This window comes from Sphingobacterium sp. UBA5639 (assembly GCF_002421245.1).
GTDB lineage: Bacteria > Bacteroidota > Bacteroidia > Sphingobacteriales > Sphingobacteriaceae > Sphingobacterium > Sphingobacterium multivorum.
This window is the reverse complement of sequence record NZ_DIJR01000005.1, coordinates 241,227-257,661: the sequence shown is the minus strand read 5'-3', so window position 1 is coordinate 257,661 and position 16,435 is coordinate 241,227. Positions and strand designations below refer to the sequence as shown.

Annotated in this window: 13 protein-coding genes; 4 read left to right on the top strand and 9 right to left on the bottom strand. The window is 41.5% G+C overall.

Annotated elements, in window-relative coordinates:
- Positions 1–38: 38 nt before the first annotated feature.
- The 4 genes from B4Z90_RS04990 to B4Z90_RS04975 form a co-directional block, all read right to left on the bottom strand.
- Positions 39–1,373, bottom strand: a complete 1,335-nt coding sequence (locus tag B4Z90_RS04990; RefSeq protein ID WP_286801535.1) for a sulfatase-like hydrolase/transferase — start codon at positions 1,371–1,373, stop codon at positions 39–41.
- A 73-nt stretch (positions 1,374–1,446) separates the two neighbouring features.
- A complete protein-coding gene (locus B4Z90_RS04985) occupies positions 1,447–3,057 on the bottom strand; it encodes a RagB/SusD family nutrient uptake outer membrane protein (protein WP_286801534.1) in 1,611 nt (536 codons plus the stop codon).
- A gap of 32 nt (positions 3,058–3,089) precedes the next feature.
- Complete coding sequence (locus B4Z90_RS04980) at positions 3,090–6,185, bottom strand: SusC/RagA family TonB-linked outer membrane protein (protein WP_286801531.1); 3,096 nt, start codon at positions 6,183–6,185, stop codon at positions 3,090–3,092.
- Positions 6,186–6,624: 439 nt separating this feature from the next.
- Positions 6,625–7,611 (bottom strand): hypothetical protein, encoded by a 987-nt coding sequence (locus B4Z90_RS04975; protein WP_286801530.1) that lies wholly within the window; start codon positions 7,609–7,611, stop codon positions 6,625–6,627.
- Between the two features lie 226 nt (positions 7,612–7,837).
- Here B4Z90_RS04975 and B4Z90_RS04970 point away from each other — a divergent pair, with 226 nt between their 5' ends.
- Entirely contained in the window at positions 7,838–9,175 is a 1,338-nt protein-coding gene (locus tag B4Z90_RS04970; protein ID WP_286801529.1) for a cytochrome ubiquinol oxidase subunit I, read from the top strand.
- Between the two features lie 6 nt (positions 9,176–9,181).
- On the top strand, positions 9,182–10,258 hold the full coding sequence (cydB, locus tag B4Z90_RS04965; protein ID WP_286801528.1) for a cytochrome d ubiquinol oxidase subunit II: 1,077 nt from the start codon (positions 9,182–9,184) through the stop codon (positions 10,256–10,258).
- 9 nt (positions 10,259–10,267) lie between these two features.
- Here the strand turns inward: cydB and B4Z90_RS04960 are convergent, their stop codons facing one another.
- From B4Z90_RS04960 to B4Z90_RS04940, 5 genes are all read right to left on the bottom strand, one after another.
- Positions 10,268–10,894, bottom strand: coding sequence for a LuxR C-terminal-related transcriptional regulator (locus tag B4Z90_RS04960; protein WP_070569509.1), 627 nt, complete (start codon positions 10,892–10,894; stop codon positions 10,268–10,270).
- 12 nt (positions 10,895–10,906) lie between these two features.
- Positions 10,907–12,862, bottom strand: a complete 1,956-nt coding sequence (locus B4Z90_RS04955; protein WP_286801527.1) for a sensor histidine kinase — start codon at positions 12,860–12,862, stop codon at positions 10,907–10,909.
- Positions 12,863–13,228: 366 nt separating this feature from the next.
- Positions 13,229–13,783, bottom strand: a complete 555-nt coding sequence (locus B4Z90_RS04950) for an NADPH-dependent FMN reductase (protein ID WP_286801525.1) — start codon at positions 13,781–13,783, stop codon at positions 13,229–13,231.
- Positions 13,783–14,280, bottom strand: coding sequence for a DUF2480 family protein (locus B4Z90_RS04945; protein WP_286801524.1), 498 nt, complete (start codon positions 14,278–14,280; stop codon positions 13,783–13,785). The genes B4Z90_RS04950 and B4Z90_RS04945 overlap by 1 nt, the downstream gene beginning before the upstream one ends.
- Position 14,281: 1 nt before the next feature.
- Entirely contained in the window at positions 14,282–14,908 is a 627-nt protein-coding gene (locus tag B4Z90_RS04940; protein ID WP_286801523.1) for a superoxide dismutase, read from the bottom strand.
- 229 nt (positions 14,909–15,137) lie between these two features.
- Between B4Z90_RS04940 and B4Z90_RS04935 the strand changes: the two genes are divergently transcribed.
- Both B4Z90_RS04935 and B4Z90_RS04930 read left to right on the top strand, forming a co-directional pair.
- Positions 15,138–15,722 (top strand): helix-turn-helix transcriptional regulator, encoded by a 585-nt coding sequence (locus B4Z90_RS04935; RefSeq protein ID WP_286801522.1) that lies wholly within the window; start codon positions 15,138–15,140, stop codon positions 15,720–15,722.
- Between the two features lie 84 nt (positions 15,723–15,806).
- On the top strand, positions 15,807–16,400 hold the full coding sequence (locus B4Z90_RS04930) for a TetR/AcrR family transcriptional regulator (protein WP_286801520.1): 594 nt from the start codon (positions 15,807–15,809) through the stop codon (positions 16,398–16,400).
- The last annotated feature ends 35 nt before the right edge of the window (positions 16,401–16,435 follow it).

Here is a 16,435-nt window from a genome sequence, read left to right as displayed (position 1 = left end):
GTTTAACGATGTCTATGTTTAGTCATTGCTATTTCTAGCTACTTCATATTCCCATCAAAGCTTTCAAACAATAAACGCAATTCCGCCGCTTTTTCTGGATATTCCGTTAAAATATTGGTTCTTTCACTTGGATCCCAGGCAATGTTATGTAATTCTTCAATAGCATCATAAGGCTTACCCGAAATCTGATTGACTCCACCCGCTATCCGACGATACTTCCAGTCACCTGACCGAACCGCCTCAACATGTCCATAATTCACTAAAAATATTGTTCTATGTGCTGTTTTTAAATCTTCCGATTTGCCGTTCAATAAAGAATCGATCGCTTGACCATCGATAGATTTCTTCGGCAATGATGCACCGGTCCATTTGGCGATGGTCGGCAACACATCCAAGTTGCTAATTGCCTGTCGAAGAACTTTCCCTTCTTGGGCATAGCCCTTTCCATAAACAATGAACGGTACACGGACACCACCTTCTGTTGTTTCGGCTTTAGAACCTTTGAAGACACCTGCAGTACCCACATGCCAGTTCTTTGTAGCGTGATCGTCAGACATTCGCGATGGATAAGCTATCCAGGGACCATTATCACTTGAAAAAATTAAAATGGTGTTATCGGCGAGGCCTTTTCGCTCAACCGTTTTCCAGAGCTCCGAAAAATTATGATCCAGCTCCTGCATCACCGCACCCAGAGGGCCTGCATTTTGCTGATCTGCAAATCGGTTCTTTTTGTTGGCAAATGCCAAAGGAAGATGCGGAAAATTATGCGCATAGTATAAAAAGAATGGATGATCTTTATCTTGATCTTCGATAAACTTCACTGTTTCTTTGTGATAAAGTGCGCTCAGATCCGAATCGTCGGGTGCCACGACTTCAGGTTTCCGATTCCGGAAGATCTTAATGACAGAGTCGGTCTTTACATAAGGATCGCGGTAATCGTGGCTATACAGCATGCCATAAAAAGAATCGAAGCCTTGCTGATTAGGATGATGGTAAGTTTGTTTATCTCCTAAATGCCATTTTCCGACCAATGCTGTCCGATAGCCTACCTTTTTTAATAATTCGGCAATTGTTTCCTCCTCATCAGGCAAGCCTAAATCTGAGCCTGGACCGATTGGTGCTGGAAGATTATAACGTGAAGCATATCTCCCGGTTAATAAAGAAGCTCTTGAAGGTGTACACGAGGGCGTAGAAACCATAAAGTTTGTTGCTCTCACGCCCTTACTGGCGATCGAATCCAAAAAAGGGGTTGAAATATTCGGACTTCCATAACAGCCAATGTCGCTATATCCGAGATCATCGGTCAAAATTAAGATAATATTAGGCTTTTTTTGCTGGGCATTGGCAAAAGCCACCAGTAAAAATAAAGCCATAGCGGTCATAAATTTAGTGTATCGCATCATAGTTGTATGAGTTAATTGGATTCGTGCCACAAGATAACAATTTTTACCAATTTGGATTCTGTTTTAAATTCGGATTGAGGTTAATTTCCCGTTGTGGAATGGGCCAGAGATAATGCTTTTTCGCATCAAAAACACGGCTTTCGGAGGCTGCTTCAACGACAACTGCCTCTCCGTTATTATTTTGATAGGTGATGCCATACACTTTACCAGGAACAACCTTTTCAGCAGTTTTCCATCGTCTTATATCCGCGAGATGCAACCCCTCAAATGCCAGTTCCACCGTACGCTCGCGACGAACCAACTGGCGAAGTTGCTCCTGATTTGCTTGATTACTTGTTATTGGAAGTTTTACATCCGTTCGTGAATTTCTAATTTGGTTGATGGCATCGTAAACACTGCCATCAATTTCGCCGAGCTCAATTTTTGCTTCCGCATAGGTCAATAATATCTCAGCATAACGTAATAGTATAATATTCAAGCCACTTTTAGAAGGGTTTGCCAAATCCTTTTTATCGATATACTTCTTTATATTGAAACCTGTTGTAGAAGCAATATAGGTGCTCCCCACAGCATCGGCAGTCCCACTATTTGGTGCTGGATGAAAAATTGCTCCATTTGGAAGTGGATCGCCATCCAAAAAAATTGAAAAAGCAAGCCTCGGGTCACGATTTTTATAGGGATTTTTGGGATCATAACCACTATTGGCATCCGTAATTAAATCGCCTTTGGATGTGGTATAGCTATCGACCAAGGCTTTGGTAGGCACATAGGTACTCTGCCCATTTTGTTGGCTATAGGAGGCTAAGAGGTTAAAGACACTTTGCGTGTATATATTCTCCAGAAATTGCTTATCCAACAATACCTCTTTGTTATTTTCAGCTGCATACGTAAACAGATTTGCGTACGAAGGGTAAAGCTCGAATCGTTTGCCATCGATAATCGTTTTTGCTGCCTTTGCTGCTGCTGCAAAACGTCCTGCATATAAATCCGACCGGGCTTTCAGGCCCAATGCGGCCCAATGGGTTATGCGTCCGATATCGTTACTGGAGTAGCTTTCAGGCAAACTTGCCGCAGCCAGTTCCAATTCGCTGTCGATAAAATCATAGATTTCAGATAGCGTCGCTTGTTGTACTTCTCTTCCTTCCTGTAGTGTCAATGGTGCCTTTACCAGAGGAACTGCACCGAATAAATAGGCCAATTTGATATATTGATAGGCTCTTAACACGCGCGCTTCGCCGATATATCGAGCAATCAATGTTTCATCTTTGCTGCCCTCGATTTTACCAACATTCGCCAAAAAGTAATTGGCTGCACCGATTCCTTTATAGGCACTGCTCCAGGTGTTGTACAACCGAGAACTTGAAGCATCATAGGTACCCAATTCAATATATGCATCCACAGCGAAAGGCTGATTGACATGGGCTATATCCGTCAATGCATCGGAATAGAAGATTTCTGCTCCATCCAGGTCGTTGTAGAGCGCATTTACAGCTAGCTCCGCATCGGCTTGGCTCTTCCAAAATATATTTTCCGACAGGCGGTCGGTAGGTACAGCATCTAACAGATTCTTATCACAGCTAATCAGCATAAGCGAAAACAGTCCGAAACTGAAAATCAGGTTTCTTTTTTGATATAGATAGTTGTAAAATTTCATTCGTTTTCAATTATATATTATTAACAATCACACTACAGCGTCAAATTGACGCCCAGTGTATAAAGGCCGGTTTGCGGATAATATACCGCTCGTCCAGATTCCGCTTCAGGATCCAGGTTCCATTCATTCAATTTTGAAATTGTCCATAAATTCGTCGCGGATAGGTATACCCGAAGTTTGTTGATTGCTGTCTTTCCGATAGCATGTAGTGGCACTGTATATCCAACCTGTATGTTTTTCAACCGCAGGTAAGAACCGTTAACCACTAAACGGTCCGAGGTTGCGACATTACGCAAATCATATTTGACCACGCGCGGAAAGCGTGCATCCGTATGTGTTGGTGTCCAATAATTGTTTGTAAATATTTCGTGTGTAAAGCCTTCCTGATTTCCCATCTCAGCCAATGCTCCTGACAATCGGGTATCGACTTTTGCTGCACCTTGAAAGAGCAGATCAAGATCAAAATTCTTAAAGGTGAAACTCCCATTTATTCCGAAGGTATATTTGGGGAAAGAGTTGCCAATAGCGGCCATGTCATTTGCATTGATCACCCCGTCGCCGTTCAAATCCACATATTTCACATCTCCGGGCTTCGTATTTGTAGCATACGTAGCGCCATAAGCTTGAATTTCCTCCGCAGACTGAAAGAGACCATCGGTCTTATATCCCCAAAGTGTGTTGATCGGAAGTCCTTTAGCAATAATATACCTTGGGTCAATATCCGATCCGGCAATGTAGGGTCCAGTACCTTTTAGATCGGTTACTTCATTATGGTTGATACTTAAATTTCCATTCAGCTGGTAAGAAAAAGCCCCAGGCGCACTTGGTCTTTTCTGATAATTTGCGCTGAATTCCCAACCGCGATTCAGTACTGTTCCCGCATTTTGGGGTGAAGGCTTTAATCCCAAAACGGCAGGAATATCCAGATTTAGTAGAATATCGTCAGTTACCTTTTTATAGTAATCCAGGGTAAAAGTCAAGCGATTGTTTAGGAAAGCGGCATCCAAGCCCAAATCATACTGCATCGTAGACTCCCAGCCCAATTGCTGATTGGCATAACTGTCCAGTCGATACCCCTGTACAGATTTACCCCCAAAATCATATCCTGCCGCAATGAGGGCAGAATAATAACTATACAAATCTACCGATTGGTTTCCTGTCTTGCCCCAGGAAGCACGCAATTTGAATTCGTTCAACGAATTTCGAATAGGTTCCCAAAAGTTTTCCTTGGATAAGAGCCATCCTACTGATGCCGAAGGGAAAAAACCATATTGCTTGTCGCCCGTAAAACGGGATGAACCATCGTAACGCCCATTCACTTCGAGCAGATACTTGCCATCCCAATCGTAATTTACCCGACCAAAAAACGAACGCAAGCCATACTGCACATCATATCCATTATTGTTTTTGGTCGCATCATCAGCTCCTTGTCCGATAGAGGTGATATCATTATTGTAGAATCTTTCGCGATAAGCCGTTAAGTAATTTTGATAATTGTGAATCTGTGAATAGCCAACAAGTGCCTTAATATGATTTGGCCCAGCCGCCAATTGATAGGTCAACAGATTGTTCCATGTATACTCGCTGCTATTATCACGAATTTCGTTTAATGAATTGATCGGAAAACTTTTTACAATACCTGTATTTCGGTCCTTATTGTCAAAAGCGTTCAAAAAGGTTTTGGTATTATTTAGGTTCACTCTTACACCAAATTGGGACGTAAATAACAAATTTCTCCACAATTGAATGTCGGTTTTAACGATGGAGCTTAGGTAGTTTTCATTTACCTTTTTAAAACCACTTTTTTCAATCAACATTAAAGGATTATTGCCTTGCGTACTTAATCCGTAAGTACCATCATCATATTTAGGCACCACCCACATCGAGCCATGGAGAAAGTTATTGATTGGATCACGTCCAGGCTCAGCAGCTTTGCTATATCGGTAGTTTATACTTCCTGTAAAATTAAGCCAAGAGCTTGCTTTATAATCGTTGTTTAGCCTAATATCCGCCAGTTCAGCGCCATAATGATCAATAATACCATCCTGTTTATTATAACGAACCGCCAATCTAGAACGTAGAATGTCATTTCCACCAGCGAATGACAAGGCATGGCCTTGTTGAGGAGCTGTTTTCAACAGTGTATCAAACCATGTATTCGGTAAAGGATATTTTTCGCGATCGGTCGCAGTCCGATAAGCCGTTATTGATTCGTCAGTAAATCGCGCCGGCACCGCCAGCCCCGCGTTACGGTAGGCGTCCTGTTGCAATTGGAGGTAGGATACGGCGTCCATCTGCTTTGGGGTGTTGATTGATTTTTGTAAGCCGTAGTAGCCATTATAATCAATCACAACATGTCCAGATTTTGCACTTTTGGTAGTTACAATAATTACACCGTTGGTCGCACGTGATCCATATATCGCCGTGGAAGCCGCATCCTTCAGGACTGAAATTGAAGCGATATCATTGGGGTTTAACTTGGACCAGGGTTGTTCAATGCCGTCCACAATGACCAAAGCATTATTCTTGCTGAGATCATATCCACTGGTGCTGCTCGAATTGGTATTAAATGTCGTCAATCCTCTAATTCGAATATTGGCAGCCGATTGCCCTGGTTTTCCACCAAGGTCTTGAACAGTCACCCCAGGTAATAAGCCCTGCAAAGCCTGCTGCGTATTAGAAACTGGTCTTTTCGTCAATTTATCACCATCAATACTGGCGATTGAATTGGTCAACGAGATTTTTTTCTGAGTTCCATAGCCAACAACCACCACCTCATCCAGGTCCTGTGTAACTGGCTCTAATTCAATTTTTGTGGGAGATTCGGAAACTAACAAAGTCTTTTTCTTATAGCCAATGCGCGAGAGTGTAATGGAAAATGGTAATTTCTGTCCCGTTACAATTTGAAAAAAACCTTTTTGATCTGTTGTAACAACATGCGTTACAGCTTCGAGTTGAATGGTTACGCCTTCAATAGGCTGCTTACGTTGACTATCATATACATAGCCTGATAAGGAAGCATTGACAATCGGTTTAACATCTGTTTGCGCATATACCTGATGCCCAATGCCAGATAACAATAAACATAGCGACAAGGTAGAATACCGGAGTACCCTAAGATTTTTCATAGATAAAGTATTAATGGTGAATACGAACAAGTGCCAACGCCAATCGAAAACTTGTTTTTATTTTGAAGACATGAGGGGAAGCGAGCGCCTCCCCTGCTGTCAGTTTGAGAAAAGATAAGGGAAATTATCCTATATGACACATTAGCATCTTTCTTACATCAGGGGATTTAGCCTTCAGAGACTTTGCAGTAATACTTACGAAAAATGTGCTTTTACTAATATTGATATGTTCCATAATAATGTGTTAATACGCCACGCTGAAAAGTAATGCATATTTTCAACAGCGATCTGTTATCTTTTCACAAATATAGGAGTAAATTTAATATAATCTACTAATTCTATAGATTTTATTAAAATAAATATACGAGACCTGCAAAGGGACTATATAAGCAGACTGGTAGCCGTAAAAGGTTACCGATTAAGGATAAGCAAGGAACGCTTATTTTAAAGTTTTTAGATAGGTTTTAATCAGCAGGATGCCTTCATCATGCAATACGGTGGTTCCCTTTTGAGGCATATGCATCTCTCCCAATGTAGACATCCGTCCAATAATCTTCGCTTGTTTCAACCAAATTCCAGTTTCATGCATGGGGCTTTCATAACGAAGATCCAGCATGGTCATATAGGCTGTCCCTTTCGGATTGTGACAATGGGCACAGTTGATTTCCAAATAAGCTCGCGCACGACTTGCAGTCGATTGGGCAAGGTCATCATAACTCGGTAAATTCGTGAAGCTTTTCATGGACTTCAGTTCGAGAGCCCCCTGTTTGGTCAACTGCACCAGTTGCTGGATGCTGTCACCATCCTGACCGATTATCCGGTTCAGATTTCTGATCTTTGGACCTATCGGAAACAGCTGATTTCCTTGTCGATGGCATGCCATACAATCGTTTCGTGAAGGAATAATATAATTTGTTTGTCGCTCGTCACCTTTGCTGTCCAAAAACGAAACATGCACGGAAGCACTGTCCATCAACAACAAAGCTTCATCTTGGGCTGCATTCCATTGATAGGTTGCTGCATTCCACTGTCCGTCTTTATAAATCAACAGCCGTGTTTCAAGCAATTGCTGTCGCACATCTCCGGCCGCATCTTTTTGCGGATAAAAAAATGTTTTGGCAATTAGGGTACCATCGGGGAAGCTGGGCAAACCATCATCCGAGGCAATCATTTTTTTTCCCCTGGGAAGAAAGATGACGCGCTTTTTATCGGTATAGTCTGTAAATAAGGTGGAGCCTAATTCATAGGAAATTCCCTGGTCGTTTGGAACAAGATCAGCAATTTTGCCTTTGAATAAATTGTAATCAGATAATTTATCTCGAAACACAATATTATCTTTAGCGATTGTACCCCGCCCCGTATTATTCAATACAATAAAAAATATAGGTATCAATAGAATACCCATCAAAATCAGCACTTTCGTCATTTCCCTAATGCTCTTTTCTACCGTTCAAGTCCGTTTTAAATTCGGGCGAAGATAAGATAAAAAAGAGATTATGCTGATTGATATCTGCTATTGAGGTTCAGATTTTACAATACGTACAGAAAACAATAAAAGGCCCGTTATTTTATCAAAAAATAAAACGGTTTCATGGATATATACGCAAATAAAAGGTTATATTTAGCTGTCTTTTAACCAAAACTTCGGCTACATGGAAGATATGATTCTCTATAATCGACTTCAGTTCGCATTTACGATTACATTCCATTACTTATTCCCTCAATTGACCATGGGTTTATCCCTCATGATCGTCTATTTCAAATGGAAATTTCTACGGACACAAAACGAAGATTACAACCATGCATCCAAATTTTGGATGAAAATCTTTGCGCTTAACTTCACCATGGGCGTTGTAACAGGTATCCCCATGGAGTTTCAATTTGGTACCAACTGGGCTAAATTTTCTGAACTTACGGGTGGTATTATCGGACAGACCTTAGCCATGGAAGGTATGTTTTCCTTTTTCCTGGAGTCATCATTTCTGGGGATGTTTCTTTTTGGAGAGAAGTTGCTGGGGCATAAGCTCCATTTTTTATCCGGACTCATGGTCTTTATCGGATCTTGGGCCAGTGGTTTCCTGATTATCGCCACACATTCCTGGATGCAGCACCCTGTTGGGTATGAGATTCTTGAAAATGGCAAATTTGTACTGAACAATTTTAGTGCATTATTCAATAATCCATGGTTATGGCCATCTTATTTACATAATCAAGCCGCTTCGTTGGTGACCAGTTCCTTTTTTGTGGCCTCTATTGGAGCTTTCTATCTCCTAAGCGACCGGCATAGTAAGTTTGGAAAGATATTCGTTAAAAGTGGCGTCATCTTCGGCGCCATTTCATCGGTTATGTTGGCATTTCCTACGGGAGACCTTGCCGCCAAAAACGTAGTCAAATATCAGCCCGCAGCCTTTGCCGGCATGGAGGGCATTTTCAAAACGGAGCAAGGCGGATCCGAGATTATCCTGGTCGGCCAACCCGACATGGAAAACAAAAAGCTGGACAATAAAATAGCGGTGCCGAATGTCTTGAGCTTCCTCACCTACCAGCGCTGGGATGCAGAAATCAAAGGATTAAATGAATTTGACCAGTCCTTACATCCAACCAACGTACCTGGACTGTATTACAGCTATCACATCATGGTAGGGCTGGGTACCATATTCATCGGCATTATGGTTCTTGGAGCGCTACTGCTTTGGCGGAACAAATTGTATCAAACCAAATGGTTATTGTGGATCATCATGTTTATGATTCCATTTCCATATATCGCGAATACTGCAGGTTGGTATACAGCTGAATTGGGGCGGCAACCTTGGCTTGTTTGTAATCTCATGCGAATGGTAGACGGTGTATCCCCTACCGTATCTTCCGGAAATACATTATTTACCTTTCTCGGCTTCGTCGGTTTATACATTCTTTTGGGCTTGTTATTTCTGATGTTAGTCTTGAAGATCATTAGAAAAGGTCCTGAAACGACAGTTGCATTAACCTAATTAGCTATGGAAATATTCTGGTTTATCGTATTAACTTTTATGCTGGGAATTTATATCGTACTCGATGGGTACGATTTTGGAGCGGGAATTGTCCATCTATTCTTTGCTAAAACCGAACAGGAGAAAAAAGCTGTTACCAACTCAATTGGGCCGTTTTGGGATGCCAATGAAGTCTGGCTCATCGCTTCTGGTGGTGTCCTATTTTTTGCTTTCCCCACACTCTACGCCTCCTCCTTCAGTGGTTTCTACCTTCCCCTAATTCTTGTACTTTGGTTACTTATTTTTAGAGCAATAAGTCTTGAACTCAGAGGTCAGGTTCACCATCGTCTTTGGGAAGCTTTATGGGATAAGGCTTTCGGCCTAGCAAGCCTGTTGCTGGCACTTTTCTTTGGCGCCGCGCTGGGCAATGTCGTTCGCGGAGTAAACCTGGGTATGGTAGAGAATGGTGTATCTACCCAAGAGCCGCACTATTTCTTCTTGGCACTTTGGAACCCGACATTTGACCCATTAGCCCAACATCAAGGCATCATAGACTGGTTCACTATCATATTAGGTTTAGTTGCCGTCGTTACATTAACCATCCACGGCGCAGGCTGGGTCATTCTGAAAACATCCAGTACATTGAACACGAGACTAAAGAACATTGTTTTTAAGCTCAACTTTGTCTTGCTTATTCTTGTCATACTATCGGCCTATGTATGGCATTATGTGAAGCCCATCTCCCTTAACAATCTTCAAAATCATTATTGGCTATGGATATTCCCTTTGATAGCTGCCGTTGGATTACTTGGACAATTTTGGATCAAAACCTTTAAAAAAGATGGTATAGGCTTCCTATTTTCATCCCTTTTTATCCTGGGGAGCTTTGCGACGACCGTTGCTTCCATGTTCCCGATAGTATTGCCTTCAACGAATGACGTAAACCCCTCCTTGACGATTCAAAATGCGGCGGCGCATGAATATGGTCTTTCCGTAGGTTTAGGCTGGTTTATGTTTGCCGCAATTCTGGTGATTGCCTATTTTATCATCCAATTTAGGGTCTTCAAAGGTAAGTTGGATGACGTGGGTTACGGCGAACATTGAGAGCGGTCTCTATTCGAGTCCCAACAACTTATGTTTCATTGCCAGCTGTACGAGCTCAATCATATTTTTAACTTTGAATTTAGTCAGGAGATTGCGCCGATGCGTTTCAACCGTAACTGGACTTAAAAACAACTGTTCAGCAATTTGGTTCGTCGTAAGTCCCTTGGAGATCAACGTCAAAATCTCTTTTTCACGCTGTGTAAGCCGAGGTAGACCGCTGATCGTCGAAATTGCACCACGATAAAGTTCTTTTGCCCGATCACAAACGGCCTCTTTCCCATCGAGCCCGAGCTCTACGCAGCGCAGGAATTCTTCGTTGGTAACATCCTTTAAGATATAGCCATTTCCACCAGCCTGCATAAACTGAAAAATAAGGTTTCCATCGGCTAAATTGCTCAATGCAACAATGGGAATCATCGGAAACAGTTTCCTCACCTGTGTACAGACATCCACCCCATTTGTCTTTAACAGCTGCATATCCATCAGGATGAGATCGGCCCCCGTGATCTTTAAAAATTCAATTAACGCAATCTCTTCCAAAAAGGGGTATACGAGATACCCATCCTGATTATTGAGAAAAGAAGCGACACCTTCCAACAATAAGGGATGATCGTCTAACACTGCAATTATCTTCATGACTCCGCTTATTTAAACCGTTACACCAATTTCGATCTGCGTTCCAGATCCAAGCTTACTCTGAATATCAATTGATCCATTGATCCATTTCACCCTGTTGACCATATTATTTAAACCCAATCCATAATTTAACACAGCAGAATCAAAGCCTTTGCCATTATCCTCAACGAGGATATGGAGTACTTCCTCCGATTTACTTACCTGAACGATAATTGAATCTGCATTTGCATACTTTAGTGCATTTGAAATAGCTTCTTGAACAATTCGATACAGGGCCAACCCCTTTTGAAAGTCCACATTCAATTCAGGCTCGTAGTTCTCAAACTGGATCGAAACGTTACGATTTTTCATCGCCATACACAATTGCTCCAATGCTGCTATCAATCCAAACTGACGCAGCGATTCGGGCATCAGGTTATGGGATATCCGTCTTACTTCACCTAAAATATCGTTCAACTTCTGCGGCACTTCATCTGTCAAGAGCGTACTCTTTGCCACATCGCCGGCAATCTTAAATTTTAAACCTGTCAACATGCCACCTATGCTATCGTGCAGATCTTGGGCAATACGCTGACGCTCCTGCTCCTCTCCTTTTAGCATCGATTCCGAAATTTGCAACTGCTTTTCCTTTTCCATTTTGTCCAATGCGATTTCGTGATTGAGCTGTATCTGTGTATTAAGCTTCCGTTGTTTTCGATAGGAAAAAGTAACAAATAGCACAATAAAGAAAAGCAAAACGGCAATACCCAAAACGAGGAAAATCCGAAATTGGTTGCGTTCCTTTTCTGCGCGCAGATTCAGAATCTCTTTTTCTTTTTCTACGGTTTTATATTTTGCTTCCATCTCATTCATTTTCTCCAACAATTGGACCTTCTGAATACTGTCGGATAGCTGATTTGCCTTATTGGACATTTTCAGCGCATCCTGATAATTACCCATCAGCTCATTTACAGCCGCCAGTTGACTGTACACAATTTTACTGTTGTAAAGATCTCGCGTTAATAATCCATTTTTTACGATTTCCTCCAACTGTAGTTTAGCATCAGCATACTTTTTCTGCAGGAGATACACATTAAACTTTCTGAACCGCATCATCTGGAATAATTTCCAATTGTTCATTTTCACCGACCAATCCAACCCGATATCCAGCAGACGAAGGGCTTCATCAGTCTGTTGCTTTGTGGTAAAATAAAGCGCCTCATTGTAATAGTAATTGGGTAATTGCGAAGAATTTGGATAATCTTTCAAGAGCTGTTTGACTTTATCCAGTAGCACTCTTGCTTCTTTAGATTTCACCTGATAGCAATAATTGCTGACTGTATTGAGATAAGCCACCACAAGTGCTGTACTCGGCGGTTGCTGCTCGAGTTGCTTGATGGCCAATTGATGATATTCATCAGCTTTTGCAAGCTGATTGGACGACATAAAGGTCATGCCGATCATCGTATTTATACTACCTTCCATGATGGGGTCATGTGCTTTGGCATAAGGCAGGCACTTCCCGTTTAGGATATCCAGAAAATCAGCAAATCCTTTTTTAGGAAATCGAATCAAGCCCAGATTATACCAAGCTTTGGCCAAAAGGCCCTGCTGAAAAGGTTTTTGCGCATTTCCAAAGAGGTCTACACATCGTTGGGCTTCAACTCCGGCATTTTTACTATCCAGAAATTGTCCATAATAAAAGCTTTTGTAGAGTGCCCCCATCGCCTGTAAACTCCGGAATGGTTTGGCGAAACGCTCCCCCTCCCGCATATGATCCCAAAATTTGGTCGTATCCCTAAATCGATAGTAATCTGCCAAATAAAAATACTGCATTGCCTTCACACTGTCATCCGAACTCGACAGCAATAACCTTTCCGCATCAGATCGATATCTATTTTCATCCAATGGCAGAAAACTCTGTGCACTTACAAGATGCACAGTAAAGTATACTATAAAAAAGGCAATTATCTTCGTTAACTCTTTCAACTGAAACATTATTAATCCAATTTCTTAATCATTTCAACAATTAAACTAAATGGGGCCTTTTCAGCCAATGGTTTCATAATATGCAACAAGAAAGTCTGATGGTGGTTCAAGACTTCTCCCTACGTCTAAATTTGCGGTCGATCCGGCTTTGTCAAAGTCGACAGTAGAAAACGTAGGTCGGAAAACCGCATAGTCAATTAGCGGATCCAAAAAACAAAGATATATCTCCGCGATGAATTGCTAAAGATATTCTTCTACTTTTTTGAAATTAATTTTCCATACAGGATTTGGCCAGTCTATTTAAATATAGGCTAAAACATCTTCCGTTGATAAAAAAGCCTCTCGATCGCTCGAGAGGCTTTTTTATCAACGATATTCCCTTCTCTTTTTCGTAGCAATATCGATCAGCAAGTCAAGCTTACATTGGTAAGCCGAAGATACCACATGTGGATTATCCGGCTCAAAAAGCATAGATTTCATCATAGGCACACTAAAAGGCAATGTCCAGGCGCGGAGCGACTTCGCGATAGCATCCATTGCATTAATGCCCTGTAGTGCGTGTACACCATCGGCCCAACACACCAGTCCGATATGTTTATCCGTCAGATAAGCCGGTTTATTTTTAGCACTGACTTCAAGCCAATCCAAACAATTTTTCATCACACCGGGAATACTTCCATGATAAAGCGGAGACAACCAAAAATGTACATCTGCTTCTAGAAACTGAGTATTCATAATCTTGACGGCATTGGGTACCCGATTGAGACTCAAATCAAATAAGGGTATTCCGCTATCGGCCAGATTAAAAATCGTATTTTCAACACCTCGTTGGTTTAGTTGGTCGGAAAAATAGTGTGACAATTTTCCCGAAGTAGATTCTTGCCTTCTTTCCAAGGCGCCATTGAATATTAATGCTTTCATTATACTTTCCCTTTTTTAAAAATAACTTTTGGCATACCAACCTCACCATACATCAAGGTCTGCACAATAGGAATCAAACGTTCCGTCGCCAACATATAAAGTGACGCTGGAATATTCGGACGGGCCCGTATGACAACTTTTTGCTGCTGAAAATGCGACAGATCCATTGCTTGCAAAGCCTGCATCCACAGGTCTATTTCCAAAGCCTCTACCGTCTTAAAATCGTAATACACTGCAACAGGATGAAGTTTTTCCGCCAGGGCCATATAGACCCAAGGCGGGATAATTGCATCGACAGAACAGCTAATGGCAACGGCCCTATTTTGGAAAGTAGACCAGTCAACCGCGGTCAAAGCTTCTCTGAATTCCTTTTCTTTAACGATTGCTTCCTGATACAACAATGTTTTGATGTCCAAACTTAGGATAGCGAGTTTGGGCTTAAAATCAATCAGATCTAAAGCCAATATACCCGTGTTTTCAACTTTATTTATAAACATATCAAACCAAACCTGCAATCACAGCATCGTATTTTTGTTCAACAACAGACCAATCCAAAAGCGCCCAAAATGCATCTAAATAATCGGCCCTTTTATTCTGATATTTCAAATAATAGGCATGCTCCCAAACATCGACACCCAAAATAGGGAACCCCCTGCTGATGGATTGTGTATCCATTAGCGGATTATCCTGATTGGCGGTTGCGACGACATCTAAGGCACCGGAATGCTTGACATAAAGCCAGGACCAGCCCGAACCGAACTGCCCAAGCCCCGCATTTTTAATCTTGGCTTTGAGTTCCTCCAAAGAACCAAAGGCTGCATTTATCTCATCTGCTAACTTCCCTGTGGGTACCGTTTTTGGATTGGGCGATAAGATTTCCCAAAATAACGTATGGTTAAAGTGACCACCGCCATTATTGCGGATTGCCGGGCTATATGTACTGACGCTTGTGAGGATATCCAATAGCGTGCTAGCTTCGCTTTCCGTGCCTTCCAATGCTTTATTTAGGTTGTCAACATAAGCTTGATGATGCTTTTGATGATGAATCGTCATGGTCTCGCGATCAAAATAGGGTTCAAGTGCCGCATAGGCATATGGTAACTGGGGTAATTGAAATTTATGCATAGTATTATTGTTTTTATGATAAGTCAAAACTAGAGAACCAATTTTAATAAAACAACTTAATAGTTGTTTTATTAAAGTCATAAAACTAATTCAAAAAGACTAAACATCTGTTTAAAACAAATTTTAGAACAAAAATTAAAAATACTACCTTTGCTAATAGTTTATAAAACAACTTTTTTATTGTCAAATGCAGAAAAGTCCAGCTGATCGAATATTAATGTTATTAAAAATGCGCCGAGAAGCCACTGCAGCTTTGATTGCATCAGCGTTGGCAATAACAAAAGAAGGCGCCCGTAAACATTTATTGAACCTCGCGAATCAAAACCTCATCGTATCCAATGCCCGTAGCGAAGGTATAGGCCGCCCCTCGACTTATTACAGTCTGTCGCCACAGGGTATGGCAAGATTCCCAGATAGTCATGCCGACATTACAGTACAATTGTTGCAGTCGATCAAACAGGTGCTTGGCGAGAATGCGTTGGATCTACTGATTAGTGACCGGGAGTCTAAGGTATATCAGAAATATACTGAAGCGCTATCAGGTATCGAATCCATCGAAAAAAAACTTGAAATTATAGCCGCAAAAAGAACAGAGGAAGGCTATATGGCTGAATGGAGGAAAGAAGCCGACGATTATCTTCTCATTGAAAATCACTGCCCCATATGTGCCGCAGCGACCGAATGTCAGGGATTTTGCCGGTCAGAACTGAATAATTTCCAGCAACTCATCGGTCCGGCCTTTCGCATCTGCAGAACAGAATACATCATCGAAAACGCGCCTCGCTGTACCTATCGCATTTCAAAGGCGAAATAAAACCAATTTCTAAGACATTCCTGCACAAATTACTAATATACCAAAAAGTATTTTTTATATTTGCATTAAAAGAACAGGAATAACATGTCAAAAGCAGAACAGACACGGCAATATATCATTGAAAAAACTGCGCCCATTTTTAATAAGAAAGGCTATTTTGCGACTTCGCTCTCGGACATCACGACAGCGACAGGATTAACAAAAGGAAGTATCTATGGTAATTTCAAGGACAAAGATGACCTGGCTACTCATGTGTATACCTATCAGAGCAAAAAAATCGCCGAAGCCGTTAATCAGCAGATTATACAGCAAAAAACAGCGTTAAAAAAACTCTTGTCTTTTCTAGATTTCTACAAGGAAAATTTCAAAAATATCGCAGCTTCAGGAGGCTGTCCTATGATGAACGCGGCCGTAGAGGCCGATGACTCGCTGTCTTTTCTAACACCTAAAGTCAAACGCTCTTTTGACCTTTGGAAACAGCGGTTAATTCTAATCCTTGAAGAAGGAGTTGCCAGCGGCGAATTTAAACAGCATATTTCTACCGAAAATTATGCCATTACGTTTATGGCTATGGTTGAAGGCGGAATCCTGCTTTCCAAGATTTCCGGCCGAGCCAAAGATCTTGCCATTGTATTGGATAAAATGAAGGATATGGTGGATCGGGAGATCAAGGCGTAATTTTTTTTACAAAAACAAATACCAATTGGTATATT